The 25903-nt window shown below is 71.7% G+C and carries 26 protein-coding genes and 1 pseudogene; 15 read left to right on the forward strand and 12 right to left on the reverse strand.

All coding sequences use genetic code 11. The features are described from left to right. The first annotated feature begins 183 nt into the window (after positions 1 to 183). Positions 184 to 918: a GntR family transcriptional regulator gene (locus K7B10_RS19050; protein ID WP_229337413.1), complete on the forward strand. Its 735-nt coding sequence runs from the start codon at positions 184 to 186 to the stop codon at positions 916 to 918. A gap of 32 nt (positions 919 to 950) precedes the next feature. On the opposite strand, the gene K7B10_RS19055 is transcribed toward K7B10_RS19050, so the two are convergent. After that, positions 951 to 1160 (reverse strand): hypothetical protein, encoded by a 210-nt coding sequence (locus tag K7B10_RS19055; RefSeq protein WP_229337415.1) that lies wholly within the window; start codon positions 1158 to 1160, stop codon positions 951 to 953. A 108-nt stretch (positions 1161 to 1268) separates the two neighbouring features. Here K7B10_RS19055 and K7B10_RS19060 point away from each other — a divergent pair, with 108 nt between their 5' ends. Both K7B10_RS19060 and K7B10_RS19065 read left to right on the forward strand, forming a co-directional pair. Beyond that, positions 1269 to 2390, forward strand: a complete 1122-nt coding sequence (locus K7B10_RS19060) for a DUF5937 family protein (protein WP_229337417.1) — start codon at positions 1269 to 1271, stop codon at positions 2388 to 2390. A gap of 158 nt (positions 2391 to 2548) precedes the next feature. After that, positions 2549 to 4102, forward strand: a complete 1554-nt coding sequence (locus tag K7B10_RS19065) for a M28 family metallopeptidase (RefSeq protein WP_229337419.1) — start codon at positions 2549 to 2551, stop codon at positions 4100 to 4102. Positions 4103 to 4146: 44 nt separating this feature from the next. On the opposite strand, the gene K7B10_RS19070 is transcribed toward K7B10_RS19065, so the two are convergent. Next, positions 4147 to 5142 (reverse strand): SAM-dependent methyltransferase, encoded by a 996-nt coding sequence (locus tag K7B10_RS19070; protein WP_229337421.1) that lies wholly within the window; start codon positions 5140 to 5142, stop codon positions 4147 to 4149. Positions 5143 to 5249: 107 nt separating this feature from the next. Here K7B10_RS19070 and K7B10_RS19075 point away from each other — a divergent pair, with 107 nt between their 5' ends. After that, a complete protein-coding gene (locus tag K7B10_RS19075) occupies positions 5250 to 6452 on the forward strand; it encodes a sensor histidine kinase (protein ID WP_229337423.1) in 1203 nt (400 codons plus the stop codon). Positions 6453 to 6469: 17 nt separating this feature from the next. Beyond that, positions 6470 to 7138 carry a response regulator transcription factor gene (locus tag K7B10_RS19080; RefSeq protein WP_229337425.1) on the forward strand — a complete coding sequence of 223 codons (669 nt, stop codon included), beginning with the start codon at positions 6470 to 6472 and terminating at the stop codon, positions 7136 to 7138. Positions 7139 to 7160: 22 nt separating this feature from the next. Here K7B10_RS19080 and K7B10_RS19085 read toward each other — a convergent pair whose 3' ends face one another. Together K7B10_RS19085 and K7B10_RS19090 are read right to left on the reverse strand one after the other, a co-directional pair. Next, on the reverse strand, positions 7161 to 8483 hold the full coding sequence (locus tag K7B10_RS19085; RefSeq protein ID WP_229337427.1) for a PH domain-containing protein: 1323 nt from the start codon (positions 8481 to 8483) through the stop codon (positions 7161 to 7163). After that, positions 8480 to 8971, reverse strand: a complete 492-nt coding sequence (locus K7B10_RS19090; RefSeq protein ID WP_229337429.1) for a PH domain-containing protein — start codon at positions 8969 to 8971, stop codon at positions 8480 to 8482. The genes K7B10_RS19085 and K7B10_RS19090 overlap by 4 nt, the downstream gene beginning before the upstream one ends. An 89-nt stretch (positions 8972 to 9060) precedes the next feature. Here K7B10_RS19090 and K7B10_RS19095 point away from each other — a divergent pair, with 89 nt between their 5' ends. From K7B10_RS19095 to K7B10_RS19105, 3 genes are read left to right on the forward strand one after another with little or no spacing between them, the layout of a single operon-like run. Next, positions 9061 to 10203: an NADH-quinone oxidoreductase subunit D gene (locus K7B10_RS19095; RefSeq protein WP_030867950.1), complete on the forward strand. Its 1143-nt coding sequence runs from the start codon at positions 9061 to 9063 to the stop codon at positions 10201 to 10203. 54 nt (positions 10204 to 10257) lie between these two features. Then, a complete protein-coding gene (locus K7B10_RS19100; protein ID WP_229337431.1) occupies positions 10258 to 11106 on the forward strand; it encodes an arylamine N-acetyltransferase family protein in 849 nt (282 codons plus the stop codon). A gap of 28 nt (positions 11107 to 11134) precedes the next feature. Next, positions 11135 to 11350 (forward strand): hypothetical protein, encoded by a 216-nt coding sequence (locus K7B10_RS19105; RefSeq protein WP_229337433.1) that lies wholly within the window; start codon positions 11135 to 11137, stop codon positions 11348 to 11350. A gap of 9 nt (positions 11351 to 11359) precedes the next feature. On the opposite strand, the gene K7B10_RS19110 is transcribed toward K7B10_RS19105, so the two are convergent. From K7B10_RS19110 to K7B10_RS19125, 4 genes and pseudogenes are all read right to left on the reverse strand, one after another. Further along, positions 11360 to 12451: a hypothetical protein gene (locus tag K7B10_RS19110; RefSeq protein WP_229337435.1), complete on the reverse strand. Its 1092-nt coding sequence runs from the start codon at positions 12449 to 12451 to the stop codon at positions 11360 to 11362. A 101-nt stretch (positions 12452 to 12552) separates the two neighbouring features. Next, positions 12553 to 13545, reverse strand: coding sequence for an ABC transporter substrate-binding protein (locus tag K7B10_RS19115; RefSeq protein ID WP_229337437.1), 993 nt, complete (start codon positions 13543 to 13545; stop codon positions 12553 to 12555). Continuing rightward, positions 13542 to 14280: pseudogene (locus tag K7B10_RS19120) on the reverse strand (ABC transporter permease). The gene K7B10_RS19115 and the pseudogene K7B10_RS19120 overlap by 4 nt, the downstream one beginning before the upstream one ends. A 4-nt stretch (positions 14281 to 14284) precedes the next feature. Continuing rightward, complete coding sequence (locus K7B10_RS19125) at positions 14285 to 15034, reverse strand: ABC transporter permease (protein ID WP_229337441.1); 750 nt, start codon at positions 15032 to 15034, stop codon at positions 14285 to 14287. Positions 15035 to 15188: 154 nt separating this feature from the next. Here K7B10_RS19125 and K7B10_RS19130 point away from each other — a divergent pair, with 154 nt between their 5' ends. Then, positions 15189 to 16157 carry an ABC transporter ATP-binding protein gene (locus tag K7B10_RS19130; RefSeq protein WP_229337443.1) on the forward strand — a complete coding sequence of 323 codons (969 nt, stop codon included), beginning with the start codon at positions 15189 to 15191 and terminating at the stop codon, positions 16155 to 16157. A 54-nt stretch (positions 16158 to 16211) separates the two neighbouring features. Here K7B10_RS19130 and K7B10_RS19135 read toward each other — a convergent pair whose 3' ends face one another. Then, entirely contained in the window at positions 16212 to 17321 is a 1110-nt protein-coding gene (locus tag K7B10_RS19135) for an alpha/beta hydrolase (RefSeq protein ID WP_229337445.1), read from the reverse strand. A 152-nt stretch (positions 17322 to 17473) separates the two neighbouring features. On the opposite strand from K7B10_RS19135, the gene K7B10_RS19140 reads away from it, so the two are divergent. From K7B10_RS19140 to K7B10_RS19165, 6 genes are all read left to right on the forward strand, one after another. Next, positions 17474 to 19333, forward strand: a complete 1860-nt coding sequence (locus K7B10_RS19140) for a phosphatidylglycerol lysyltransferase domain-containing protein (RefSeq protein WP_229337447.1) — start codon at positions 17474 to 17476, stop codon at positions 19331 to 19333. Positions 19334 to 19490: 157 nt separating this feature from the next. Then, complete coding sequence (gene folP, locus K7B10_RS19145; RefSeq protein ID WP_229337449.1) at positions 19491 to 20363, forward strand: dihydropteroate synthase; 873 nt, start codon at positions 19491 to 19493, stop codon at positions 20361 to 20363. Between the two features lie 22 nt (positions 20364 to 20385). After that, positions 20386 to 20829 (forward strand): nuclear transport factor 2 family protein, encoded by a 444-nt coding sequence (locus K7B10_RS19150; protein WP_308284605.1) that lies wholly within the window; start codon positions 20386 to 20388, stop codon positions 20827 to 20829. A gap of 130 nt (positions 20830 to 20959) precedes the next feature. Then, entirely contained in the window at positions 20960 to 21319 is a 360-nt protein-coding gene (gene folB / locus K7B10_RS19155; RefSeq protein ID WP_030158540.1) for a dihydroneopterin aldolase, read from the forward strand. Next, on the forward strand, positions 21316 to 21924 hold the full coding sequence (gene folK, locus K7B10_RS19160) for a 2-amino-4-hydroxy-6-hydroxymethyldihydropteridine diphosphokinase (RefSeq protein WP_229337451.1): 609 nt from the start codon (positions 21316 to 21318) through the stop codon (positions 21922 to 21924). The genes folB and folK overlap by 4 nt, the downstream gene beginning before the upstream one ends. A gap of 68 nt (positions 21925 to 21992) precedes the next feature. Further along, positions 21993 to 22481, forward strand: coding sequence for a DUF3180 domain-containing protein (locus K7B10_RS19165; protein ID WP_229337453.1), 489 nt, complete (start codon positions 21993 to 21995; stop codon positions 22479 to 22481). Between the two features lie 51 nt (positions 22482 to 22532). Here K7B10_RS19165 and K7B10_RS19170 read toward each other — a convergent pair whose 3' ends face one another. The 3 genes from K7B10_RS19170 to ftsH form a co-directional block, all read right to left on the reverse strand. After that, positions 22533 to 22991: a hypothetical protein gene (locus K7B10_RS19170; RefSeq protein WP_229337456.1), complete on the reverse strand. Its 459-nt coding sequence runs from the start codon at positions 22989 to 22991 to the stop codon at positions 22533 to 22535. Between the two features lie 4 nt (positions 22992 to 22995). Then, positions 22996 to 23604 (reverse strand): GTP cyclohydrolase I FolE, encoded by a 609-nt coding sequence (folE, locus tag K7B10_RS19175; protein ID WP_229337459.1) that lies wholly within the window; start codon positions 23602 to 23604, stop codon positions 22996 to 22998. Between the two features lie 112 nt (positions 23605 to 23716). Beyond that, positions 23717 to 25738 (reverse strand): ATP-dependent zinc metalloprotease FtsH, encoded by a 2022-nt coding sequence (ftsH, locus tag K7B10_RS19180; protein ID WP_134072479.1) that lies wholly within the window; start codon positions 25736 to 25738, stop codon positions 23717 to 23719. Positions 25739 to 25903 lie beyond the last annotated feature (165 nt).

Genomic DNA, 25903 nt, shown 5'->3' on the forward strand with positions numbered 1-25903 from the left:
CCCGCCACACCGCCGCCCCGCCACACGGCCGCCCGCCGCCGCCCGCTTGCCCGCCGGCGACCGGCGCGCGGGCGGCCGGGCGGCGGTGTGGCGCTCGTCTCACTCCCCGCCGTTCCGAAGACTCGGGTTCGACCTGATGACTTAGCTTGAGCCCCACTCGTCGACAGGTACAGGACGGCTCATATGGCCCGTGACACGGCGTACTTGAAGGTGGCCGACGCACTGCGGGCACGGATCCGGGCCGAGGAGTGGCCGGTCGGCGCCAAGCTGCCGTCGCGGTCCCGGTTCGCCCGGGAGTACGAGGTCGGGCAGAGCGTCACGCAGCGCGCGCTGGAGCTGCTGATCATCGAAGGGCTGCTGGAAGGGCGCGCGGGATCGGGCACCTACCGCAGCGCGCCGCGCGAGCGCCTGCGGATCGTCCGCTCCCGGCGCCGCCGGGCCGGGCTCGGCGGTGGCGGCCTGACCTGGGAATCGCGTTCCACGGCCCGTACGCCGGCGCCCGAGCGGATCGCGCGGCGGCTCGCCGTCGCGCCGGGCGACCCGTGCGTGCACACCACGTACGAGTTCCTGGCCGAGGGCCGGGCGGTGGAGATCTGCGAGTCCTGGGAGCCGATGGCGGTCACGGACGGCACTCCGGTCGTGCTGCCGGAGGCGGGTCCGTTCAAGGGGGCCGGGGTCATCGAGCGGATGCGCTCGATCGGCGTGCTGGTCGCCTCGGCGACGGAGGTCCCCCGCCCGGCGCGCGCGAACCGGACGCAGGCCGGTCTGCTCGGGATCGGCGTCGGCGAGCTGATCACCGAGATCGAGCGGACGTACTACGCGGTGGACGGCCGGGCCGTGGAGACCGCGGACATCGTGGTCGCCGACCGGCGTTCGGAGATCGCGTACGAGATCGACTTCCACCCCGGGGACCGCTGAAGGTCCTCGTCACCGGCGCCCGGCGCGCCGCGTCACCGGGCCCCGTGCGCGTGGTTCAGCCGGCGCAGGGCGGCCCACCAGGGGCGCCGGGCCTCCCCGCCGTCGAGGACGGCCCGGAACTGGAGGTACGTACGGCCCGCGCGCAGGACGGCGACGTCGTCGCGGCCCGGCGGCGGGGGCATCGGGGCACCCTGCTGGGATGCCCGCCAGGTGTCTATGAGGTACTGCTCGATCGCTGTCATTCCTCCACCCTGGACCCGCTCGGGCCACCTCGCACGACGATTGACGCTCCGCGTCAATCGAACCGTGTCCGTCCAGGTCACGGGCCCGGGACAGGTCAGAATGGCCCGATGAGCGTCACCATCGACATCGCCGGGCTCCCCGCGGAGCGCATCCGTTTCGCGCCCTCTCCGCTCTCCGAGCTCTGCATGACGCTGCACGCCCTCTCACAGCCCGCCCACCACCCGGGCCTCGCCTCGTGGACCACGGCCACCGCGGCCGCGCTGGAGCCGTGTCTCGCGGACCGGCTGCTGGAGGGCGACTTCATGTGGCGCAGCTCCTTCTCCGACATCTTCATGGCCTTCGCGGGGATCCCCGGCGGCAGCGGCCTGCCCGCCGCGACCCTGGCCGAGGAGCTCGACGTACTCGACCGGATGGACGACGAGCGGTTCGTGATGGCCGCCCTGGAGCACTGCTGGCTGGCGCTCTACAACGAGGGCGGCGGGCCCTCCCCGCTGACGAACCCGCAGGCCAGGACCAAGGCGCTGGAGACGGCCGCCGCGCGCGGCCCCCGCCAGCTGGAGTTCTCGCTGCGGCTGCTGGACGACACGGCCTCCGTACGGATATGGCTGCGGCGGCTCCTGGAGGAGTGCGACGAGGCGTTCTTCGCGGAGACCTGGCGGCGGCTGGAGCCGCGGCAGAGCGCGGACGCCCGGCACAAGGCGGAGGTCCTGCGCCGCAAGGGGCTGGCCGCCACGCTGCACGAGGTGTCGCCGGCACTGAGCGTCGACGCGGCCGCCACCACCATCACCGTCGACAAGATGGTCCACGGCTCGGCCACCGCGACGGACCCGGAGATAGGCCCCGGCCTGGTCTTCATCCCGACGAACTTCGGCTGGCCGCACCTGCTGGTGCTGCACGCGCCCGGCTGGATACCGGTGGTCCACTATCCGATCCGCTCCCCCGAACTGCCCGAGCCGGGTTCGGTCGAGCTGCTCCAGCGCCGGATGGAGGCGTTGGCGCATCCGATGCGGATGATGCTGTGCCGGAGCCTGGCCCGGGCCCCGTACACGACGAGCGAGCTGGCGACCGTACACGGGATCACGGCGCCGGAGGTCTCGCGGCACCTGTCGGCGCTGAAGAAGGCGGGCCTGCTGCACACGTGGCGCCAAGGGCGTTACGTACAGCATCAGTTGGACCTCAAGGTCGTCGCCCGGATCGGCTCGGAGTTCATCGAGGGCATCCTGCGCTGAGGCCGACGGCGGGCCCTCACCGATATGCGGAGGTCGCCACCCGGAATCAGCGAAACCTCTGGCGAGATCGGCCCCATGGTCTATACCGTGCGTCCACCGCGCACCACTGACGCCCGACCATCCGTCTGTCTGCTCGTACTTGTCGTGGAAGGACCTTCATGCCCTCACGCCGTATAGCCGCAGCAACCGCCGCCCTGGCCGCCGCGGCCCTCGTCTCCCCGCTGATGCTCGCCGGGCCGGCCGGCGCCACCGGAAGCCCGCAGAGCGACGCCGCACGGGGTGACGCGCTGGCCCGGAAACTGGTCAAGGACTCGACCGGCAAAGGCGCCAACAACCACCTGAAGGTCTTCCAGGCCATCGCCGACTACAACAAGGGCACCCGCGTGGCCGGTTCGAAGGGCCACGTGCAGTCCGCGCAGTACGTCGAGGCCGTGATGCGGGCGGCCGGCTACAAGGTCTCGAAGAACGAGTTCGACTTCGTGTACGTCGAGACGATCGCCGAGACGCTGAAGGTGGGCGGCGCGGGCGGGCGCGACGTCCCGATCAAGCTGATGACGTACACGGCGAGCGGCCCGGAGGAGGGCGTGACCGCGCGGATCGCCGTCGCTCCGGTGGACGCGGACGGCACGAACGGCTGCGAGCCCGGCGACTTCGCCGCGGGCGCCTTCACCGGAAAGATCGCGCTGATCAAGCGCGGCGGCTGCACCTTCGCGGTCAAGCAGGCCAACGCGGCGGCGGCCGGGGCAGTCGGGGCGATCATCTACAACAACACCGCGGGCGCCCTCAACGGCACCCTGGGCGACGCGAACGCGGGCAAGGTCCCGACCGGCGGCCTCTCCCAGGCCGAGGGCGAACGGCTGGCCGCCGAGGCGACGGCCGGGCCGGTCGAGGTGACCCTCGACATCCGCGAGTTCCGGGAGAACCGCAAGACCTACAACGTGATCGCGGAGACGCGGGGCGGCGACGAGAACAACACCGTCTTCCTCGGCGCGCACCTCGACTCGGTCGCGGCGGGCCCGGGCATCAACGACAACGGGTCCGGCTCGGCCGGCATCCTCCAGGTCGCACAGCGCCTCGCCAGCAGCCAGACCAAGATCAAGAACAAGGTCAAGTTCGCCTGGTGGTCGGCGGAGGAGTTCGGCCTGCTGGGCTCCGAGGCGTACGTGGGCGGGCTGACGGACGCGCAGAAGAAGCAGATCAGGCTCTACCTGAACTTCGACATGATCGCCTCGCCGAACGCGGCGTACTTCGTCTACGACGGCGACGACTCGGACAAGGTCGGATCGGGCCCGGGCCCGGAGGGCTCGGCGCAGCTGGAGAAGGGCATCACCGACTTCCTCGACGCGCAGAAGATCCCGCACGAGGGATCCGACTTCACGGGCCGCTCGGACTACGGGCCGTTCATCGAGGCGGGCATCCCGTCCGGCGGTACGGACACGGGCGCCGAGGGCATCAAGACGGCGGCGCAGGCGGCGAAGTTCGGGGGCCGGGCCGGGGTCGCGTACGACGTGAACTACCACGGCAAGGGCGACGACATCACGAACATCGACCAGAAGGCGCTGGACATCAACGTGGACGTGATCGCGAACGCGGTCGGCCACTACGCGTACGACCTGGCACCGCTGTCGAAGCCGGTCCCCCCGGCCCCGACCACCGGCGGCAGCACCGGCGGCGGCCTGCGCCCGGGCCACGACCACGAGCTCGCGCAGTAGCGGCATCCGCTGCGCGGGGCCCGCTCCCCGCGCAGCGGAACCGGTCAGCCGGGCCAGGGGGCGACGCCGACCGGCTGGATCAGCCAGGCGAAGTCTCCGAGACCGCCGCGGGCGGTGAGTTCCGCCGCCTCACCCGCGCGGGCCAGGGCGCGGACGTAGGCCGCGGGGTCCGTCGACGCCAAGGCCAGCGGTGGACGGGCCCCCGAGACCCCGAGGAGGGCCAGCGCCTCGCGCTGCGGAACCAGCGCCGCCCCCGGCCCCGCGCACGCGTCCAGCGCCACGTGAGCCGTGACGTCACAGCTCCCGTCCGGCACGGGAGCCACCTCCCGGCCGGCCCGGAAGCCCGTCAGGGTGCCGTAGGGGGGCCGGGCGCCGCGGGTGTGGGCGTAGTCCACCGCCACCGCCAGGCCGCGCGACACCGAGCCCACGGCAGCGGCCCACGCCTCGTCCCGCCCCCGCCCGATCTCCGCGCGGCCGGTGCCCGGCCACCACCGCTCCAGCCACGCCCGGTCCGCCCCCGTCACCGCCGGCCCGCGGCTCTCCGTGCCCTCCCGGTCGACCAGTACGTAGTGACCGTCCTGCGCCACGTCCAGCGGTACGTTGTCCAGCCACTCGTTCGCGAACAGCAGCCCCGCCGTCCCCTGCGGCACCTGCGCGGCCCACCGGATCCGCCCGTCCAGGCCGGCCGGCCGCTCCGCCCGCTCCACCGCCACGGCCCGCACCCGCCCGGCGACCTCCGCGGGCAGCGCCCCCAGCACCCCGGTCAGCAGCTCCCCCCGGCCGGCCCCGACGTCGACCAGGTCCAGCTCCGGCGGATGCCCGAGCTCCGCGTCCACCCACCGCAGCAGCCGGGCCACGGCCCCCGCGTACAGCGGCGAGGCGTGCACGGACGTGCGGAAGTGCCCGGCCGGCCCCGGCCCGCCCGGCCGTACGTAGAACCCGTCCGGCCCGTACAGCGCGGCCTCCATCGCCTCTTTCCACCCGACCGGAAGCTCATCCGGAACCGGATCGGGATCTGCGACTTCTCCCTCAGTCCTCATCCCCGAAAGGTTAAGCTCGGCCTCCACCTTGGGGAGTACGCCCCCGTCGCACGGATCGCACCTGTGGTTGACTCCAGCACCTATCTCCTTTGCCTACTCTGGGTTACGTGCAGCGCCTCTACGACTTCCTCCGCAGACACCCGACGGGCGTCGACAGCTTCTGGGCTGTCCTCCTGGTCGGGCTCGGGATGCTGCAAGTCGCCGAAGACAGTTTCAACAGCACCACCGCGCGCCTGATCGCCGTCCCCTCCGTGCTCGCCATGGGCGTGGTGGTGGCCTTTCGGCGCAAGTGGACGCAACAGATGTTCTGGCTCGCCGTCGGCACCGGCGTCTACAAGCTGATCACCCACACCGAGTTGATCAACTCCGACCTCGCGATGCTGATCATCCTGTACACGGTGGCCGCCTCGGCCGAGATCCCCAGATGGCTGTCCCGTACGGCCCTCGGCATCGGACTGGCCGCCGCCCCGGTGTACGTGCTGGCCTTCCGCGCGGACCAGCTCGACACCTCCGAGAACATCCTGACCTCGGTCTTCGCCATCGTCCCCTTCGCCCTCGCCTGGGTGCTCGGCGACTCCCTGCGGACCCGCCGGGCCTACTACGCCCAGCTCGTCGAGCGGAACCAGCGCCTGGAGAAGGAGCGCGAGGCCCAGGCCAAGGTGGCCGTCGCCGCCGAGCGCGCCCGGATCGCCCGCGAGCTGCACGACGTCGTCGCGCACAACGTCTCGGTGATGGTCGTCCAGGCCGACGGCGCCGCGTACGTGATGGACGTGGCCCCGGACCAGGCCAAGGAGGCCCTGCAGACCATCTCCGGCACCGGCCGCCAGGCCCTGGCCGAAATGCGCCGGCTGCTCGGCGTGCTGCGCACCGGGGAGCCGCAGGAGTCCGAGGACTACGTGCCCCAGCCCGACGTGGAGCAGATCGAGGTCCTGGTCGAGCAGGTACGGGCGGCCGGGCTCACGGTGGACTTCGAGGTCGAGGGCGCGCCCCGCCGGCTGCCCACGGGCGTCGAGCTCACCGCGTACCGGATCGTGCAGGAGGCGCTGACGAACACCCGCAAGCACGGCGGCCCCGACGCCAAGGCGAGCGTCCGGCTGGTCTACTTCGACGACGGGCTGGGCCTGCTGGTCGAGGACGACGGCCGGGGGGCTGCCCACGAGCTGTACGAGGACGGCGGCGCCGACGGCGCCGGGCACGGGCTGATCGGCATGCGCGAGCGGATCGGCATGGTCGGAGGCACCCTGGACGCGGGCCCGCGTCCCGGCGGCGGCTTCCGGATCAGCGCACTGCTCCCGCTCAAGAAGAAATGACGAGGTCGAGGTAACTGATGTCCATCCGAGTGATGCTGGTCGACGACCAGGTACTGCTGCGCACGGGCTTCCGCATGGTGCTCGCGGCCCAGCCGGACATGGAGGTCGTCGCCGAGGCCGGCGACGGCCTGGAGGCGCTGGAGGTGCTGCGGTCCACGAAGGTGGACGTGGTGCTGATGGACGTCCGCATGCCGAAGCTCGACGGGGTCGAGGCCACGCGCCGGATCTGCGAGCGGCACGAGCACCCCGACGTGATCATCCTGACCACCTTCGACCTCGACGAGTACGCCTTCTCGGGGCTGAAGGCGGGCGCGAGCGGGTTCATGCTGAAGGACGTGCCGCCGGCCGAGCTGCTCGCCGCGATCCGCTCGGTGCACAGCGGCGACGCGGTGGTGGCCCCGTCCACCACCCGGCGCCTGCTGGACCGTTTCGCTCCGATGCTCCCGACGAACACCCAGGAGCCGCAGAACAAGGAGATCGAGCGGCTGACGGAGCGCGAGCGCGAGGTCATGCTGCTCGTGGCCCAGGGCCTGTCGAACGGCGAGATCGCCGCCCGGCTGGTCCTCTCCGAGGCCACGGTCAAGACCCACGTGGGACGCATCCTGACCAAGCTGAGCCTGCGCGACCGCGTCCAGGTGGTCGTCCTCGCGTACGAGACGGGGCTGGTCCGCGCCGGCGGCGCCTGAGGGCTGTCCCGCAGGCGGCGGGTCAGGTCATCCAGCGGTCCGGGCGGGCGTCCGCGCGGGAGGTGCGGGAGCGGGCCGCCTGGGCGTCCAGCAGCTCGGCGGCCCCGGCCGCCGGGCGCAACCGGGCCGTGACCGTGCCGTTGGCACCGGTGTCCACATGGACGTCGGCGAGGCCCTGCACCCGCTCCCACGGGCCCTGCGTGAGCCGGACGCTCTGCACCTTGGCATGCGGGACGATCTCCGTACGGCGGCACAGCAGCCCCTTGCGGACGGCGAACACGTCCGCGGAGACGGCCAGGGCATAGCCCCTCCACCACACCGGGACCACCCACCGCGACCCGGTCTTCGGGGACCGGCCGAAGGCCAGGCCGGCCAGCTCCACGCCCGGCAGCACCCGCGCGACCACCGCCTGGGCGGCCTCCCGCGAGGCCACCGGGACCAGGACCTCGTTCTTGGAGCCGGCCACCGCCAGCTCCACCCGTACCCAGCCGCGGCGCCGCCACAGCAGCGGCTCCACGATCCGTACGGTCTGCACCCGCCCCGGCGGCACCGTCTCGTGCGCCCGGTCCAGCAGCCCGTGATCGAGGCGCAGCCCGTCGGGGGACTCGGCGACCCGCCAGTCGAACTCGCCCAGGAAGCGGCCGACCGTGCCCGACCAGAGCCCGCCCAGCATGGGCAGCATGGTCGCGATCGTCGCCCAGTGGTTCCCGCTGAACCACCACACGGCGACGGGCACGCCCAGTCCGGCGGCCAGCGCCCCCCACGCCGAGAGCGTGAGCAGCAGCGACACCGCCAGGTCCCGGGGGCCGACGCGCAACAGCACCTCCTGCGGGGCCTCGCCGAGCACGACGGCCTCCGCGGGCGCGAAACCGGCCGCCCGGGCCAGCAGTTCGGCGCGCAGCGCCACGGCCTCGCGCTCGTCGAGGAAGGCGAGCTCGTCCTTGTCCTCGGTGCCGATCACGTCGAGCCGCAGCTTGGCGACTCCGGCCACCCGGGCCAGGAGCGGCCGGGTCACGTCGATCGCCTGGATGCGGTCGAGGCGGATGTGCGCGGTGCGCCGGAAGAGCAGCCCGCTGCGGATGCGCAGCTCGGTGTCGGTCACCGCGTAATGGGTGAACCACCAGCTCAGGAACCCGTACACGCCGAACACCACGACCAGGGCGAGCAGCACGAGGGCGCGCAGGGTCACGGAGAGCCCGCTCGCCCACCGCTGGACCTGGTCGGCCTGCTGGACGACGACGCCGACGGTCGCGGCGATCGGCACCCACGCCCGGCGCAGCGGGGTGAGCAGGTGCAGCCGGCGCTCGACGGCGGGATCGGCCGCGGCGGCCGATTCGGTGGTCACAGGCCCGCCGACCTTGCCTCGCCGAGCTCCGTCAGCCGGTCCCGCAACCGCTGCGCCTCGGCCGGGACCAGCCCCGGAATCTTGGCGTCCGTGGCCGCGGCCGCCGTGTGCAGCTGTACGGAGGCCAGCCCGAAGCGCCGCTCCAGCGGCCCCGAGGTCACCTCGACCAGCTGCATGCGCCCGTACGGGACCACGGTCTGCGCCCGCCACAGCACGCCCCGGCTGATCAGCAGGTCGTCGGCGCGCTCCGCGTACCGCCAGGACCGCCAGTTGCGGCCGAGCACCACCCAGCCCCAGACCAGGGCGACCAGCCAGACCGCCCCCGCCGCCGCCCACCCCGGACCGGCCGTCAACCCGAGCAGCAGCGCGGTCCCGACGGCGAGCGGCACCGCCCAGATCACCAGCAGCAGCCGCCGCAACCTGAGCAGCCCGCCCGGAAGCCCCACCCATTCGGGCCGGCCCGTCCCACCCGTCGTCCCCGTTTCCATGCGTTCAGCGTAGGGGGGGTGGCGCGCCGGCCAGGCCGCGAGCCCGGCCTGGCCGACATGCCACCCCCTGCGGCTGCGAGAATGCCGCCATGACGGAGACCACGGTCGGTATCGGCGGAGCGGCGGAGAGCACCGACATGGTGCTCAACATCGGACCCCAGCACCCTTCCACCCACGGCGTGCTGCGCCTGCGGCTCGTCCTGGACGGCGAGCGGATCGTCAGCGCCGAGCCGGTCGTCGGCTACATGCACCGCGGCGCCGAGAAGCTCTTCGAGGCGCGCGACTACCGCCAGATCGTGATGCTCGCGAACCGGCACGACTGGCTGTCCGCGTTCTCCAACGAGCTCGGCGTGGTCATGGCCGTCGAGCGGATGCTCGGCATGGAGGTCCCCGAGCGGGCCGTGTGGATGCGGACCCTGCTCGCCGAGCTGAACCGGGTGCTGAACCACCTGATGTTCCTCGGCTCGTACCCCCTCGAACTGGGCGGGATCACCCCGATCTTCCACGCGTTCCGCGAGCGCGAGGAGCTGCAGGCCGTCATGGAGGAGATCTCCGGCGGCCGCATGCACTACATGTTCAACCGGGTCGGCGGCCTCAAGGAGGACCTGCCGGCGGGCTGGCTCGGCCGGGCGCGCGCCGCGATCGCCGACGTCCGCACCCGCATGGACGTCTACGACAAGCTCGTCCACGGCAACGAGATCTTCCGCGGCCGCACGCGCGGGGTGGGCGTGCTGTCCGCCGAGGCGGTGCACGCGTACGGGGTCTCCGGCCCGATCGCCCGCGCCTCCGGCGTCGACTTCGACCTGCGCCGCGACGAGCCCTACCTGGCGTACGGGGAGCTCCAGGACGTCCTGAAGGTGATCACCCGCACCGAGGGCGACTGCCTGGCCCGCTTCGAATGCCTGCTGGACCAGACGCACAACGCGCTCGACCTGGCCGTGGCCTGCCTGGACCGGATGGCCGAGCTGCCGCCCGGGCCGATCAACCAGCGCCTCCCGAAGGTGCTGAAGGCGCCCGAGGGGGCCACGTACGCCTGGACCGAGAACCCCCTCGGCATCAACGGCTACTACCTGGTCTCCAAGGGCGAGAAGACCCCGTACCGGCTGAAGCTGCGCTCCGCCTCCTACAACAACATCCAGGCGCTCGCGGTACTGCTCCCGGGACAGCTGGTCGCGGACATGGTGGCGATCCTCGGCTCGCTGTTCTTCGTCGTGGGAGACATCGACAAGTGATAAGACCCGGGAACTCCCGCGACTGCGCGGGAGTTTCCTGCTTAGGGTGCGGCCATGACCCCTGGCCTGTTCGACGGCTACCTGCGGCGGCTCGGCTTCGCGCGGCCGCCCCGGCCCACCGTTGAGACGCTGTTCGCGCTCCAGCGCGCCCACGTCGAGCGCATCCCGTACGAGAACCTCGACATCCAGCTCGGCCGGCCGCCCGGCATCGACCCCGAGCTGTCCGCACGCCGCATCGCGGCCGGGCGCGGCGGGTACTGCTTCCACCTCAACGGCGCCTTCGCGCTCCTCCTGGAGCACCTCGGCTTCGCAGTGACCCGACACCTGGCGGGCGTCCTCGTCGCGGCGGAGCGCGAGCGCCGCGACGTCAACGGCGACCACCTCGCACTGACCGTCCGGGCCGGCGGCGAGGAGTACTTCGTCGACGCCGGACTGGGCGACGGCCCGTACGAGCCGCTGCCGCTGCGCGCCGGAACGCACCGGCAGGGCGGGTTCACGTACGAGCTGGGCCCGCTGGGCGGGGACCTGCCGGGCTGGAGGTACGTCTACGAGGCGGGGCCCTGCCCGGTGGTCAACGTGCTCTCGGCGCCGGCGTCGATCCCGGCCGACTTCGAGGCCACGCACGCCCGGCTGTCGACCGCGCCGGACTCCGGTTTCGTACGGACCCTCGCGCTGCTGCGGCGCGACGCCCACGGCACCGACGCGCTGCGCGGCCGGGTGCTGAGCCGGACCGAACCGTCGAAGGGGACGACCGAGCGGGTCCTGGACACGCCGGGCGAGTTCTGGGCGGTGGTGGGCGGCCTGTTCGAGCGCAAGCTCGACGACCTGACCCCGGTGGACCGGACGGAGCTGTGGGGCCGGGTCTGCGCGGCCCACGAGACATGGCTGGCCGCCCGGCGCTGATGTCGGTGCGGGGGTGCAGACTTGGGGCATGTCCCACTCCCCCAGACGGTCCTGCCCCGCGTGCGGGCGCGACTGCGCCGTGACCGCCGGCCGGATCGCCCGCCACGACCCGCCCGCGGGCCGCGGCCGGGCGGACCTGGTCTCCTGCCCCGGCTCCCGGGCCCGCGTGGTGCTCGGCGCCGGCGCCCCGACCCTGGACGGTTTCGCCCTGCCGCCCGTCCCGGGCCAGCTCCCGCTGTTCTGAGGCAGAGACCTAGGAAATCGCGGTGCGCAGGCGGACCACGTCGATCGGTTCCGTCTCGTCGTGGGCCGTCAGGTCGATGACCTGGCCCACCGCGCGCTGTTCGGGGGTGGGCTGCTTGAAGCCCTGCTCCTTGACCGGCTGCTCGGCGGCGCTGCGTTCCGCCTGGGCCGACTCCGCCTGGTGGACCGCGAGGGCCTCCGCGCCGACCACGTCGGCCAGGTCCTCGTTCTGGACCGATTCGATCACCGCTCGGGCCTGGGCCGCGGTCTTGGTGCCGAAGAAGTCGAAGCCGCCCTCGACCCGCGACGCCGAGCGGCGCGCGGCCGAGTAGGGGGCGACCGCCGCGGAGGGCCGGCGCGCGGGGACGGCGCCCGAGCGGGCGTGCCCGGGCTCCAGCGCCATCGGCCCGGCGGCCTCGGCCCGCAGCATCTTCGGCTGGGCCGGCTGTGCCTGCGCCTTGTCCTCGGTCTTGCCCCCGGCCTCGTCCCCGGCCTTCGCCGCCGCCTCCGCCTCCGCCTTGCGGACGAGGGCCGCCATGGCGGCATTGGCCCGGGCGTAGCCGACGCTGGTGGGCGCACCGCTCGACGTGCGTTCCTCGGTCACCGGCGGGAGCTCCTTCGGCGCCGCCGCGGACTCCGGGGCGGCCGAGGCCTCGATGGCGAGCAGCCTGCGGCCCTCCAGGGCGCTGGCCCGCTCGGTCTCGGCGGTGGCGTAGCGCCGCAGCAGCGCCGCGTGCTCGCCGCGCAGCCCCGCGAGTTCGACCCGCTTGGCCCGCAGCTTCGCGTCCAGCTTGGCGCGCAGCGCCCGGGCCTCTTCGAGGTCGGACTCGAGCTCGGCTATCCGTTCCTCGGTCTTCCACTCGTCCTTGATCCGCTCGCGGGCGAGTTCGGCCACGCGGCGTCCGGCCGCACGGTCCCAGGCGCGCATGAGGACCGCGCCGGACACGCCCGCCGCCCCCGCGAGGGCCACGAGCAGGCGCAGGGGCAGGGGATCCGCGAGCAGCCAGGCCGCGGCCGCACTGGCGACGGAGACTCCGGCCACGGTCGTCGGCGTGAGCAGCCGGTGCAGGGGTTCGGGATTGCGGTGGCGTCCACGGGGCATGGCCTGAAATTTACAGGGCGTGGAGGGCGCGTGGGGTAACTGCCCGGCAATCTGTGGCCGGGCAGTTACCCGTCATTTCTCCACCAAACCCGTAACTACTCCTACTTGGTGAGGCCCTTCGCCTTCAGATAGGCCTTCGCGGCATCCGCCGGCTTCTCGCGCTGGGCGTCCACCTGCTTGTTCAACTCGACGAGGTCGGCGGTCGTGAGGACCTTGGTCAGTTGGTCGAGGGCGGCCGCGATCTCCGGGGACCCCGCGTCCTTGGCGTTGACCACCGGCAGGACGTTGTCGGCGTTCTGGAGCTTCTTGTCGTCCTCGAGCAGGACCAGGCCGAAGGTGTCGAGCGTGGCGTCCGTGGTCGTCGTGAGCGCCAGCTGGTCCACGCCGTCCTTGACCGCCTGCTTGGACTGCGGGGTGCCGACGCCCTTCGGGTCGATTCCGGAAACGTCGATTCCGTATGCCTTCTTCAACCCCGGTGCGCAGAAGGGCCGTACGGCGCATTCGTCGCCCGCCGCGATCTTCACCTTCAGCCCCGACTTACCAAGATCGGAAAGGGTCTTCAGGTTGTTCTTCTGGGCGAATTCCTTCGACACCGCGAAGGCGTTCTGGTCGACCGCCGGGCCGGCCGGCAGCGCCTTGAGGCCGAGCGGGGCCGCGAGCTTCTCCAGCCCCGCGACCGTCGCCGCCACGTCGCTCGACGCGACCGGCTTCTCCTCCGGCGCCTTCGGGCCGTTCACCTTGGCGTTGAGGAACTCCGCGAGGGTGGCCGCGTACTCCGGGACGACGTCGATCTCGCCCTTCTCCAGCGAGGGCTCGTACAGCTCGCGGTTGTTCACCGTCGTGATCGACGTGCTGTAGCCCGCGTCCTTGAGGACCTGGGCGTAGAGCTCCGCCAGGACGTTGGACTCCGTGAACCCTGCCGCGCCGATCACGACCTTGCCCTTGGCGGAACCGGAGCCGGAGTCCGAGGGGGCGGAGGCGCCCGACCCGGTGTCCTTGCTCTTCTCCAGGCTGTCGCCGCCGCACGCGGCGAGGGAGGCGGTCAGGGCCGCCGCCCCCAGTACGGCGCCGAGGACGCGCGTGGACCTGCTCATCTTGTGCTCCTCCAGGGGAGTGGGAACGACCAACGAACGAGGGAGGGCCCGCGGGGACGGGCGGACGGGTCAGCGCGCCGCCGGACGGGGGAAGAGCCGGTCGGCCGCCACCAGGGCGCCTTCGACCAGCAGGGCCAGCGCCGCCACCAGCAGCGCCCCCGCGAAGACCTGCGCAGTGTTGTACGTGTTGAAGCCGGCGGTGATGATCCGGCCGAGGCCGCCCTGCCCGACCATGGCCGCGATCGTGGCCGTGGCGATCACCTGGACGGCGCCCGAGCGCAGCCCGGTCATCACCAGCTCGCGCGCGAGCGGCAGTTCCACCCGCCAGAACAGCTGGCCGCCGGACATGCCCATGCCCCGGGCGGCCTCCACCACCGAGCGGTCCACCTCGCGCACGCCGACGTACGCGTTGGTCAGCAGCGGCGGCAGGGCGAAGAGCACGAGCGCGACGATGGTGGGCAGGTAGCCCGCGCTGCGCAGCGGCGAGACCATGAACAGGGCCAGTACCGCGAAGACGGGGACGGCCCGCCCGATGTTGGAGATGTTGACGGCGAGCGCGCCGCCCTTGCCGATGTGGCCGAGCCACAGCCCGACGGGAAGGGCCACGGCGCAGGCGACGGCGAGGGATATCCCGCTCACGTAGACGTGCTCGCCGAGCCGGTGCCACACCCCGTTCTCCCCGGACCAGTTGGCTCCCGTCGCCAGCCAGTCCCAGGCTCCTGCGAGCACGCCCATCGCCTCAGGCCCCCTTCGCGGTCGTCGGGCCCGACACGGCGGGCTCCGCGGGCACCGGCTTCATCCGCCGGGCCGCCCGCGGCGCGCGCGTCGCCCGGGTCCACGGCGTGAGCAGCCGCTGCACTCCGAGCAGCAGCAGGTCCGCCACCAGGGCGAGCAGGACGCACAGCACGGAGGCCGTGAGCACCTGGGCCTTGAAGGAGCTGTTGACCGCGGGGGCGATGAGGTTGCCGAGGCCGCCCTTGCCGACGATCGATCCGACGGTGGTGAGGGCCACCGTGGAGACCGTGGCGATCCGCACCCCGGCGAGCAGCGCGGGCAGCGCCAGCGGCAGTTCGACCTGCCACAGCAGCCGCCCCGGCCCGTACCCCATCCCGCGCGCGGCCTCCCGTACCTCCTCGGGGACGGCTTCCAGGCCGGCCATCGCGTTGCGGACCAGGATGGTCAGCGAGTACAGGACCAGCCCGGTCACCACGAGTGAGGCCGACAGCCCGAACAGCGGCAGCAGCAGGGAGAACATGGCGAGCGAGGGAACGGTGTAGAGCAGGGTGGTCAGGCCCAGCACGGGCGCGGCCCAGCGCCGGCCGCGGCGGGCCAGCAGGGCCAGCGGGAGGGACACGACGAGGCCGACGAGCACGGAAACGCCCGTGATCCACACGTGCTGGACCGTGGCGTCGGTGAGCTCCTGGGAGCGGGACGTGACGTAGTCCCAGCAGATCCAGTCGTTCGCCACCAGGCAGTTCTGCCCGGCCATGCCCTCACCCCCTTGCCGCCGTCACGTACACCCGTGCGAACGAGCACGGCCAAGAGCGACCATAACCCCCGGGGCCGACAATGGCCGGAAACCTTCGCACCGGGGTCATACTCCCGTCACAAACAACCCGCGGCGTGTGGGGGAGGATGGACGGGTGATCCGATTCGAGCATGTGACCAAGCGTTACCCCGACGGGACCACGGCCGTCGAGGACCTGTCCTTCGAGGTGGCGGAGGGTGAGCTGGTCACGCTCGTGGGCCCGTCCGGCTGCGGCAAGACGACCACGATGAAGATGGTCAACCGGCTCATCGAGCCGACCTCCGGCCGGATCCTGCTCGGCGGCGAGGACATCGCGAGCGCGGATCCCGTGGAGCTGCGCCGGCACATCGGGTACGTCATCCAGCAGGTCGGGCTGTTCCCGCACAAGACGGTGCTGGAGAACACCGCGACCGTCCCTCAGCTGATCGGCACCCCCAAGGCCAAGGCCCGCGCCCGCGCGGCCGAGCTCCTGGAACTGGTGGGACTGGACCCGGCCGTGTACGGGGGCCGGTACCCGGAGCAGCTGTCCGGCGGGCAGCGCCAGCGCGTCGGCGTCGCGCGGGCGCTGGCGGCCGATCCGCCGGTGCTGTTGATGGACGAGCCGTTCGGGGCGGTGGACCCGGTGGTCCGCGAGAGGCTCCAGAACGAGTTCCTGGAGCTCCAGCGGACGGTGCGCAAGACGATCCTGCTGGTCACGCACGACTTGGAGGAGGCGATCCGGCTCGGCGACCGCATCGCCGTCTACGGCACGGGCACCATCGAGCAGTTCGCGCGCCCGGCCGCGGTGCTGGCCGCGCCGGCCACCGAGTACGTGGCCTCCTTCGTCGGCGCGGACCGGGGTCTGAAGCGGCTCGCGGTCACCCCGGTCGAGCGGGCCGACCTGGCGGGGGCGGGGGAGGACGGGAAAGCCCCCACCGCCGAAGTGGCGCTGGGGGCGAGTCTGCGCGAGGCGCTCGCGCTGCTGCTGCAGGAGGACTCCGGCCGGATCGGGGTCACGGATCCGGACTCCGGCGAGCTGGTCGGCGTACTGACCCCGGAGGGGGTCCACCGGGCGCTGCGCCGGGCCCAACTGCAAGAGGCGTAGGGGGCTCCGGGCCTGAGCACGGGCCCGGCCCGGCCTCTGGTCCGGGGCCGGGCGTCAGGCCTGGATGCGGTTGCTCATCCACACCAGCATCGGCGGGATCTCGCGGCGCCAGGTGTTGAAGTTGTGGCCGCCGCTGTCGAGGATGATCGAGGAGACCCGGTCCGGGCCCTTGACCAGCTTGATGAACTTCTTGGTGTCGTCGAGGTTGGGCTCGCCCGTCTCGCTGCTGGTGACCAGGAAGGACGTACCGGTCGGCTTCTTGTGCTCGATGCTGTGCAGGACGTCGGCGCGCTTCTTCAGCTTGTCGTCGCCCTGGAACAGGTTGCCGGTCGTCGCGTCGTTCGCCGCGTCGTAGTACGCGGACAGACCCGCGGCGGCGCCGAAGGTCTGCGGGTAGTGCGCGGCGATCTTCAGGGCGCAGTAGCCGCCCGTCGAGTTCCCGATGAAGCCCATGTTCTGCGGCTTGTCGCCGACCCGGAAGGTGTCCTGGATGGCCCGCGGCAGGTCCTCGGCGAAGAAGGTCTCCGTCTGCGGTCCGCCGGGTATGTCCACGCACTCGGTGTCGCGCGGCGGCGCGATGGTCGGGCGCAGCATCACCAGGATCATCGGCTTCATCTTGCCCGCCTTGGCCTGCTTGAAGGCCGTCATCGGGTAGTTCAGCCCTTTGATCAGGTTCTCGGCGGTGCCCGGGTAGCCCGTCAGCACGATGGAGGCGGGAAAGTTCTGCTCCTTGTGCTGCGGCTGGAAGTACTCCGGCGGCAGCCACACGTACCCGGGGCTCGTTATTTTCGACTTCTGCCCGGTTATGGCAACCTTCAGGATCTGTCCGCCGACCTGGGGCTGGGCCCCGCCCGGCACGTCGAGCTTCTGCTTGTCGACGACCTTGATGTCCTTGCTGCTCATGGAGTGGTCCACGACCTTGCCGACAGACGTCTGCTGGCCGAACAGGTCCGCCCACGAGCCGTAGAAGGAGAAGGACTTGTTCGCCGCCAGGCCCACGGCCGAGAACAGCGCCAGCTGGGTCGCGAGCAGGAGACCGACCCGGCCGAGCAGCGCACGCCAGGTGCGGCCCGAGAGCCGGGGCCAGAACCACACCGTGGCTGCGAACAGCAGCACACCGGCGATGATGGCCAGCGCCAGAACCGTATTACTGGTGAGACCCATGAGCAGTCAGTCGACTTTCTGATGGCAGGACTAGTTTTTCTCGGCGGAAGAGTGAACCCGCTCGACCCCGATGTCGTCCTAGTGGACGCACCACACTCCGGAGGCTGTCGCGGTCTTCGGCCACATGATCTCTCGCGGAGCAACGGGAAGCGATGTCTAGCAGGATAGATGGCGATAAGTCGGGACAGGTTCCGAAGCAGGTCCGCCGAATCTTCCGCGGCCCACGACCGGAGTCGGTGCCCGGGCTGGTAGGTACGGCCGTCATGATCGTCGGCCTTCTGGACATCGCGGCGGGCGTGTTCCCGCGGTTCCGGCACAGCCGCATCCACGCGGTCACCGAGGTGCTGCCCGGTTCGCTGGGCCCCTTCGCAGCCGCCCTCGCCATCAGCGCGGGCGTCCTGCTGCTGCTGCTCGCCCACGGCCTCAAGCGCCGCAAGCGCCGCGCCTGGCGGGCCGCCGTCGTCCTGCTCCCGGCCGGGGCCGCGGCGCAGTTCATGTACCGACACTCCGTCATCAGCGTCGTCATCGCGGCGGTGCTGCTGGGGCTCATCGTGCGCCACCAGGGTGAATTCAAGGCGCTGCCGGACCCGCGCAGCCGCTGGAAGGCGCTCGCCAACTTCGTGCTGATGAGCGCCGGCTCCATCGGCCTCGGCCTGGTCATCGTCAACTCCCACCCGGGCCGTGTCGTCGGCCATCCGGGTATTTACGAGCAGATCAGCCACGTCGTGTACGGGCTCTTCGGCATGGAGGGACCGGTCGACTACTCCGGCCGCGTCTCCTGGACCGTGGGCTACTCCCTCGGCGCCCTCGGCATGCTGACCGCGCTCACCACCATCTACCTGGCCTTCCGCCCCGAGCACCCGGCCGCCCGGCTCACCGCCGACGACGAGACCAAGCTGCGCGAGCTGCTCGCCAAGCACGGCGGCCGCGACTCGCTGGGCCACTTCGCGCTCCGCCGCGACAAGGCCGTCGTCTTCTCCCCCAGCGGCAAGGCCGCCGTCACCTACCGCGTCGTCTCCGGTGTGATGCTCGCCTCCGGCGACCCCATCGGCGACGTCGAGGCCTGGCCCGGCGCGATCGAGCGGTTCATGGAGGAGGCCAAGGCCCACTCCTGGACCCCGGCCGTCGTGGGCTGCAGCGAGACCGGCGGCGAGGTCTGGACCCGCGAGACCGGGCTGGACGCCCTGGAGCTGGGCGACGAGGCGATCGTCGACGTCAAAGACTTCTCGCTCACCGGCCGCCCCATGCGCAACGTGCGCCAGATGGTGAAGCGCATCGAGCGCAACGGCTACACCACCAAGGTCCGCCGCGTCAGCGAGCTGACCGAAGAGGAGCTGGAGCAGGTCCGCGGCGCGGCCGTCGCCTGGCGCGGCACCGACACCGAGCGCGGCTTCTCCATGGCCCTGGGCCGCGTCGGCGACGAGGGCGACGGCGACTGCTTCATCGCCACCGCCCACCGGGTCGAGGAGGGCGACACCAGCCCGTTCGGCGACCTGAAGGCCATCCAGCACTTCGTTCCGTGGGGCAAGGACGGCATGTCGCTGGAGATGATGCGCCGCGACCGCGCCGCCGACCCGGGCATGAACGAGCTGCTGATCGTCGCCTCCCTGCAGCAGGCCCCCGAGCTGGGCATCGAGAAGGTCTCCCTGAACTTCGCGATGTTCCGCGCGGCCCTGGCCCGCGGCGAGAAGATCGGCGCAGGCCCGGTCCTGCGCATGTGGCGCAGCCTGCTGGTCTTCCTGTCCCGCTGGTTCCAGATCGAGTCGCTGTACAAGTTCAACGAGAAGTTCCGCCCCCGCTGGGAGCCGCGCTTCATGGTCTACCGCAACAGCCGCGACCTGCCCCGCATCGGCTTCGCCGTGATGCAGGCCGAAGGCTTCGTCACGCTGGCCCTGCCCCGGCTGTTCGCCAGCCGCCGCCGTCCCAAGCCGGTCCGCACCTGCGCCCACGCGCACCTGACCGCCCCGGTGCCGGCCCAGTCCAAGGCCGAGCGCGAGGTCCAGGTCGCCTGAGCCCCGCCGGGGGGCTCGCCCCCCGGCTCCCGAAGCCCGGTCCGCCGCGTCCCCGGCGGACCGGGCTTCGGCGTATGCACCCGCGCCGGTGCCGGGCGGCCGCCCGCCAGGGCAGCCGCGTACGGCCCGGCCAGGGCGGCGGCCCTACCCTGGAGCCATGAACATCAAGCGCGGGGCCACCGGCAGGGGCCGGGTCGCAGGCCTGCCGGAATGGGACCGCTGCGGGGTCATGGGCGTCGTCAACGTCACCCCCGACTCCTTCTCCGACGGCGGGCGCTGGTTCGACACCACCGCCGCCGTCAAGCGCGGCCTCGACCTCGTCGCCCAGGGCGCCGACCTCGTCGACGTCGGCGGAGAGTCCACCCGCCCCGGCGCCTCCCGCGTCGACGAGGAGGAGGAGCTGCGCCGCGTGGTCCCCGTGGTGCGCGGCCTGGCCTCCGAAGGGGTCACCGTCTCCGTCGACACCATGCGCGCCTCCGTCGCCGCCCAGGCCGTCGCGGCCGGCGCGATGCTGGTCAACGACGTGAGCGGCGGCCTCGCCGATCCCGGCATGATCCCGGCCGTCGCCGCCGCCGAGGTGCCGTTCGTGGTGATGCACTGGCGCGGCTTCAGCGACGGCATGAACAAGCTCGCGGTCTACGAGGACGTCGTCGCCGAGGTCACCGCCGAGCTCCGGGTCCGCATCGACGCCGTCGTGGCCGGCGGGATCGCCCCCGAGCGGCTCCTCGTCGATCCCGGCCTCGGCTTCGCGAAGATGGCCGAGCACGACCTGGCCCTGGTCGCCCACCTCCCCGAACTGCGCGCACTCGGCTTCCCGCTGCTGGTCGCCGCCTCGCGCAAACGATTCCTCGGCCGGATCCTGGCCGGCGCGGCCGACGCCGCCCCGCCGCCCGCCCGCGAGCGCGACGCCGCCACCGCGGCCGTCTCCGCCATCGCGGCCCACCAGGGGGCCTGGGCCGTACGGGTCCACGAGGTACGGGCGACCGCCGACGCGGTTCGGGTGGCCCGTGCCGTGGAAGGAGCGCTGTGACCATCGAACGAGAAGGAGCACGGTGAGCAGAACCGACATCGAAGCGGTCGACGAGGTCAACACGGCCTTCTACGAGGCCATGGAGCGGGGGGACTTCGACGCACTGTCGGCGCTCTGGCTCGAGGACGAGATCTCCTGCGTGCATCCCGGCTGGCCGGTGCTCTCCGGCCGCGGCGAGGTGCTGCGCTCGTACGCGCTGATCATGTCCCACACCGACTACATCCAGTTCTTCCTCACCGACACGAAGGTCGCCGTCATAGGTGACACAGCACTGGTGACCTGTACGGAGAACATCCTCAGTGGCGGGCCCGCCGAGGACGGCGGAGAGCTCGGCCCGCTCGTCGGCCAGCTGGTCGTCGCCACGAATGTGTTCCGACGCACATCGGAGGGCTGGCGGCTCTGGTCCCACCACGGTTCTCCCGTGCTGACCGACTCCGAGGAGGACGAAGCGGAGGACTCCGCCTGACCCCACCGGCGGGGTCCGAAGTCTTTCGCAGGTAAATTCGAAGACGGACGACGCCGACCGCACTCGGCGTAGGCCCATGGATCCGGGGAGTCCCGGACCGGAAGCACCTACGAAAGCAGGAGTGATTCGCGTGGATCGTGTCGCGCTGCGCGGCCTCAAGGCTCGCGGGCACCACGGCGTCTTCCCCCGGGAACGCGAGGAAGGCCAGACCTTCATCGTCGACCTCGTGCTGCACATCGACACCCGCCCCGCGGCGGCCGACGACGACCTGGCGAAGACCGTGCACTACGGGGTCGTCGCCGAAGAGGTCGTCGATGTGGTCCAGGGAGAGCCCGTCGACCTGATCGAGACCCTCGCCGAGCGGATCGCCCAGCAGTGCCTCAAGCACGAAGCGGTGGCACAGGTGGAGGTCGTCGTCCACAAACCGGACGCCCCCATCACCGTCCCCTTCGACGACGTGACCATCACGATCACCCGGAGCCGCGTGTGAACAACGGACTGAACGCCCCGAGCGACCCCACCGTCCAGCCGGTGCCCGCATCCGTCGTGGAGACGGTGGACGCCGCCGACACCACCCTCTCCAACCCCAAGTGGGCCGTCATCGCGCTCGGCGCGAACCTCGGCAACCGCCTGGAGACCCTCCAGGGCGCCATCGACGCCCTCGGGGACACCCCCGGCCTGCGGGTCAAGGCAGTCTCCCCCGTCTACGAGACCGAGCCGTGGGGCGTCGAGCCCGGCTCGCAGCCCTCGTACCTCAACGCGGTCGTCGCGCTGAAGACGACCCTGCCGCCGTCCTCCCTGCTGGAGCGCGGCCACGCCATCGAAGAGGCCTTCGACCGCGTCCGCGAGGAGCGCTGGGGCCCGCGCACGATCGACGTCGACATCGTGTCGTACGCCGACGTGGTCTCGGACGACCCGGTCCTCACCCTCCCGCACCCGCGGGCCCACCAGCGGGCCTTCGTCCTGGCCCCGTGGAACGACATCGACCCCGAGGCGCAGATCCCGGGCCGCGGCCCCGTCGCCGCGCTGCTGGCCGGAATCGGCCTGGCGGGCGTCGCGCCGCGCTCGGACCTGGAACTCCGCCTGCCCGAGTAGTCGTTAACCTGTGGCTGGAGCCGAAGAACGCCGATGAGTCGGCGGCGCGGAAAGCGGGGAACGGGTACGTGAAGCAACTGAGGCCGGCGGTCCTGGCGGGGATCTTCGCCGTCGCCGGGGTGCTGTCCTGGGCGGGCGCCCGGCTGTGGAACGCGTACGGGACCCTGCCCGGCGTCCCGCTCGCCGCGCCCATCGTGCTGGGCGCCATCGCGGTCGTCCTGCTGGCCACGGCCCTCTCGCTCCGCGCCCGCCTCAAGGCGCAGCGCGAGCGGCGGCCGGGCGCCAAGGGGGTGGAGCCGCTGATGGCGGCCCGAGCGGTCGTCTTCGGACAGGCCAGCGCGCTCGTGGCGGCCCTCGTCGCGGGCATGTACGGCGGCGTGGGCGTCTTCCTGCTGATGGACTCCCTCGACGTCCCCGCCCGCCGCGACCAGACCTGGTACGCCGGCTTCGCGGTCCTGGCCGGCGCGGCCGTCATCGCCGCCGCCCTCTTCCTGGAGCACGTCCTCAAACTCCCCGAGGACGACGACACCGCCCCCCAGGCCCCCTCCCGCGCCTGACGGCCCCCGCCGGGCCCGGGGCGGGGCCCGGCGGCTGCCCGCCGCGCGGGCTCAGCCCGCGTCCTGGGGCGTGTCCGCCCGGCCCGTGTCGTGGCGGGGTCCCAGCCACTCCCACAGCCGCAGCGGATCCGGCCCCCGGTCCTCCCAGTCGCAGAACTGCAGGTCGACGAGGAACCCGCCGGAAGCGAGGACGGTCGCCTCGCCGTCGTAGCCGCCCTGCGCGTTGAAGAGGGAGGCGCCCGCGACCGAGTCCGTCCCCTTCTCCATCGGCACGGCCGCCACCCGGTCCGCGTCCACGCTCAGGAGCACGCACGGGCAGGAGCAGCAGTCCCTTCGCATCTCGGCGTGCGGAATCTGCGCCCGGAAGCCGCGCTGGGCGTCCGAATCCCCGTCGAACAGCACCTCCAGGGTCCGCCGGACGTCCTCGCTCAGCGGCTCCCAGTCATCGGCGGCCCCGCCCTCCGCTTCCTGACCGGTCCCGGCCCCGGCGGCTCCAGCCCCCGCGCCCATCCGCTCAGCGAGCCATGATCAGGCTCATGGCCTCGTTGCGGGTCGCGGGGTCGCGCAGCTGGCCGCGGACGGCCGAGGTGATCGTCTTGGCACCGGGCTTGCGGACCCCGCGCATGGTCATGCACATGTGCTCGCACTCGACGACGACGATGACCCCGCGCGGCTCCAGGATCTCCATCAGAGAGTCCGCTATCTGCGTGGTCAGCCGCTCCTGCACCTGAGGACGGCGGGCGAAGACGTCCACGAGGCGGGCCAGCTTCGACAGCCCGGTGATCTTGCCGTCGATCGACGGGATGTAGCCGACGTGCGCCACGCCGTGGAACGGCACCAGGTGGTGCTCGCAGTTGCTCATGACCTCGATGTCCTTCACCAGGACCATCTCGTCGTGCCCCAGGTCGAAGGTGGTCGTCAGGACCTCTTCGGGCTTCTGGTAGAGGCCGGCGAATATCTCCTTGTACGCGCGGGCCACGCGGGCCGGGGTTTCGAGGAGGCCTTCGCGGTCCGGGTCCTCGCCGACCGCGATCAGGAGTTCGCGGACCGCCGCCTGGGCGCGCTTCTCGTCGAACTCGCCGATCGTGCCCTCGTCACCGGTCAGGGTCACTGGGTCGGTCATCTCTTCCTCGTTCCTGTGTGCACTGGCGCCTCACGGGCACGCAAAAGTGCCGCGCCCCCCAGGCTAGAACCTGGGGGGCGCGGCATCCATTCCGGGACGGTCCGGCCGAGGGCTACTCGGCGCGGTCCTCCGGCGCGGGGTCCTTCTCCACCGACACGGCCGGCGTGCCCGCCGAGGTGCCGTTCGCCGAGTTCGTCAGCTGGAGCTCCTTGGGAGAGAGCACCGGCGGACGGGTCGACGGGGTGCGGTGCGAGGATCCGGTCCACGCCGGGCGGGCCGGGCGCTTCACGATCGTCGAGAAGACCTCGGCGATCTCCTCCTTGCCCAGCGTCTCCTTCTCAAGGAGCGCGAGGACCAGGTTGTCGAGGACGTCGCGGTTCTCGACCAGGATCTCCCAGGCCTCGTTGTGCGCCGTCTCGATGAGCTTCTTGACCTCTTCGTCGACGAGCGCCGCGACCTCTTCCGAGTAGTCCCGCGGGTGCGACATCTCGCGGCCCAGGAACGGCTCGGTGTTGTCCCCGCCGAACTTGATCGCGCCGAGGCGCTCGGTCATGCCGTACTGGGTCACCATCGCGCGGGCCGTCGCCGTGGCCTTCTCGATGTCGTTCGCCGCGCCGGTCGTCGGGTCGTGGAAGACCAGCTCCTCGGCCGCGCGCCCGCCCAGCATGTACGCCAGCTGGTCGAGCATCTCGTTGCGCGTGGTCGAGTACTTGTCCTCGTCGGGCAGGACCATGGTGTAACCCAGGGCCCGGCCGCGGGACAGGATCGTGATCTTGTGGACCGGGTCGGAGTTCGGGGAGGCCGCCGCGACCAGGGCGTGGCCGCCCTCGTGGTACGCGGTGATCTTCTTTTCCCGGTCCGACATGATCCGGGTCCGCTTCTGCGGGCCCGCCACGACGCGGTCGATCGCCTCGTCCAGCATGTGGTTGTCGATCAGCTTGCGGTCCGAGCGGGCGGTGAGGAGCGCCGCCTCGTTCAGGACGTTGGACAGATCGGCACCGGTGAAGCCGGGGGTGCGGCGGGCGACGGCCGAGAGGTCGACGTCCGGAGCGACCGGCTTGCCCTTCTGGTGGACCTTGAGGATCTCCAGACGGCCCTGCATGTCCGGACGGTCGACCGCGATCTGCCGGTCGAAACGGCCCGGGCGCAGCAGCGCCGGGTCGAGGATGTCCGGGCGGTTCGTGGCGGCGATCAGGATGACGCCGCCCTTCACGTCGAAGCCGTCCATCTCGACGAGCAGCTGGTTCAGGGTCTGCTCGCGCTCGTCGTGGCCGCCGCCGAGACCTGCACCGCGGTGCCGGCCGACGGCGTCGATCTCGTCGACGAAGACGATCGCCGGCGCGTTGGCCTTGGCCTGCTCGAACAGGTCGCGGACACGCGAGGCGCCGACACCGACGAACATCTCGACGAAGTCGGAACCGGAGATCGAGTAGAACGGGACGCCGGCCTCACCCGCGACGGCGCGGGCCAGCAGGGTCTTGCCGGTACCGGGCGGGCCGTACAGCAGCACGCCCTTGGGGATCTTGGCACCGACGGCCTGGAACTTGGCCGGCTCCTGCAGGAACTCCTTGATCTCGTGGAGTTCCTCGACGGCCTCGTCCGAGCCCGCGACGTCGGCGAACGTCGTCTTCGGGGTGTCCTTGGTGATGAGCTTGGCCTTGGACTTCCCGAAGTTCATCACCCGGGAGCCGCCGCCCTGCATCTGATTCATCAGGAACAGGAAGACGACGACGATGAGGACGAAGGGCAGCAGGGAGAGCAGCACGCTGAGGAACGGGCTGGTCTTGTCCGGGGAGACGGTGTACCCGTCCGGGATCTGACCGGCTTCGAACTTGGTCTGGAGGTTCTGGGCGAGCTGGACGCCCTGGTCCCCGATGTAGTTGGCCTGGAACTTGGTGCCGTCGTTGTCGCCGAGCTTCTGGTCCTTCTTCAGCTCGATCTTGATCATCTGGCTGTCACCGGTGGTGAGCTTGGCGCTCTCCACCTGGCCACTGTTGATCGCCTTGATGACCTCGCTGGTCTCCACCGACTTGTAGCCGCCGCCGGAGCCGACGACGTTCATCAACACGACCACGGCGAGGACGGCCAGCACGATCCACATGACCGGCCCACGGAAGTATCGCTTCACGTCCATCCATACGGGGCGCCAGGCGCCCCGTCCCTCCTGCCCGTAGGTAAATGCTGCTGTGAGTAAAGACTGTTCTTCGGAATGTACCCCTGTATTGTCACCCGCGGCCTCGTGGGACGGCTGACAGAACTGCTTTCCCCTGCTCCAACGGCAGGAATCGTTCCAGGGTTC

The sequence above is a fragment of the Streptomyces flavotricini genome, assembly GCF_020639365.1.
Classification (GTDB): Bacteria; Actinomycetota; Actinomycetes; order Streptomycetales; family Streptomycetaceae; genus Streptomyces; species Streptomyces flavotricini.

What these genes read in the sequence shown, in the direction of transcription:
- K7B10_RS19050 (WP_229337413.1), top strand. Translation starts at nt 184, where the DNA reads ATGGCCCGTGACACGGCGTACTTGAAGGTGGCCGACGCACTGCGGGCA.
- K7B10_RS19055 (WP_229337415.1), bottom strand. Translation starts at nt 1,160, where the DNA reads ATGACAGCGATCGAGCAGTACCTCATAGACACCTGGCGGGCATCCCAG.
- K7B10_RS19060 (WP_229337417.1), top strand. Translation starts at nt 1,269, where the DNA reads ATGAGCGTCACCATCGACATCGCCGGGCTCCCCGCGGAGCGCATCCGT.
- K7B10_RS19065 (WP_229337419.1), top strand. Translation starts at nt 2,549, where the DNA reads ATGCCCTCACGCCGTATAGCCGCAGCAACCGCCGCCCTGGCCGCCGCG.
- K7B10_RS19070 (WP_229337421.1), bottom strand. Translation starts at nt 5,142, where the DNA reads ATGAGGACTGAGGGAGAAGTCGCAGATCCCGATCCGGTTCCGGATGAG.
- K7B10_RS19080 (WP_229337425.1), top strand. Translation starts at nt 6,470, where the DNA reads ATGTCCATCCGAGTGATGCTGGTCGACGACCAGGTACTGCTGCGCACG.
- K7B10_RS19090 (WP_229337429.1), bottom strand. Translation starts at nt 8,971, where the DNA reads ATGGAAACGGGGACGACGGGTGGGACGGGCCGGCCCGAATGGGTGGGG.
- K7B10_RS19095 (WP_030867950.1), top strand. Translation starts at nt 9,061, where the DNA reads ATGACGGAGACCACGGTCGGTATCGGCGGAGCGGCGGAGAGCACCGAC.
- K7B10_RS19100 (WP_229337431.1), top strand. Translation starts at nt 10,258, where the DNA reads ATGACCCCTGGCCTGTTCGACGGCTACCTGCGGCGGCTCGGCTTCGCG.
- K7B10_RS19105 (WP_229337433.1), top strand. Translation starts at nt 11,135, where the DNA reads ATGTCCCACTCCCCCAGACGGTCCTGCCCCGCGTGCGGGCGCGACTGC.
- K7B10_RS19110 (WP_229337435.1), bottom strand. Translation starts at nt 12,451, where the DNA reads ATGCCCCGTGGACGCCACCGCAATCCCGAACCCCTGCACCGGCTGCTC.
- K7B10_RS19115 (WP_229337437.1), bottom strand. Translation starts at nt 13,545, where the DNA reads ATGAGCAGGTCCACGCGCGTCCTCGGCGCCGTACTGGGGGCGGCGGCC.
- K7B10_RS19125 (WP_229337441.1), bottom strand. Translation starts at nt 15,034, where the DNA reads ATGGCCGGGCAGAACTGCCTGGTGGCGAACGACTGGATCTGCTGGGAC.
- K7B10_RS19135 (WP_229337445.1), bottom strand. Translation starts at nt 17,321, where the DNA reads ATGGGTCTCACCAGTAATACGGTTCTGGCGCTGGCCATCATCGCCGGT.
- K7B10_RS19140 (WP_229337447.1), top strand. Translation starts at nt 17,474, where the DNA reads ATGTCTAGCAGGATAGATGGCGATAAGTCGGGACAGGTTCCGAAGCAG.
- folP (WP_229337449.1), top strand. Translation starts at nt 19,491, where the DNA reads ATGAACATCAAGCGCGGGGCCACCGGCAGGGGCCGGGTCGCAGGCCTG.
- K7B10_RS19170 (WP_229337456.1), bottom strand. Translation starts at nt 22,991, where the DNA reads ATGGGCGCGGGGGCTGGAGCCGCCGGGGCCGGGACCGGTCAGGAAGCG.
- folE (WP_229337459.1), bottom strand. Translation starts at nt 23,604, where the DNA reads ATGACCGACCCAGTGACCCTGACCGGTGACGAGGGCACGATCGGCGAG.
- ftsH (WP_134072479.1), bottom strand. Translation starts at nt 25,738, where the DNA reads ATGGACGTGAAGCGATACTTCCGTGGGCCGGTCATGTGGATCGTGCTG.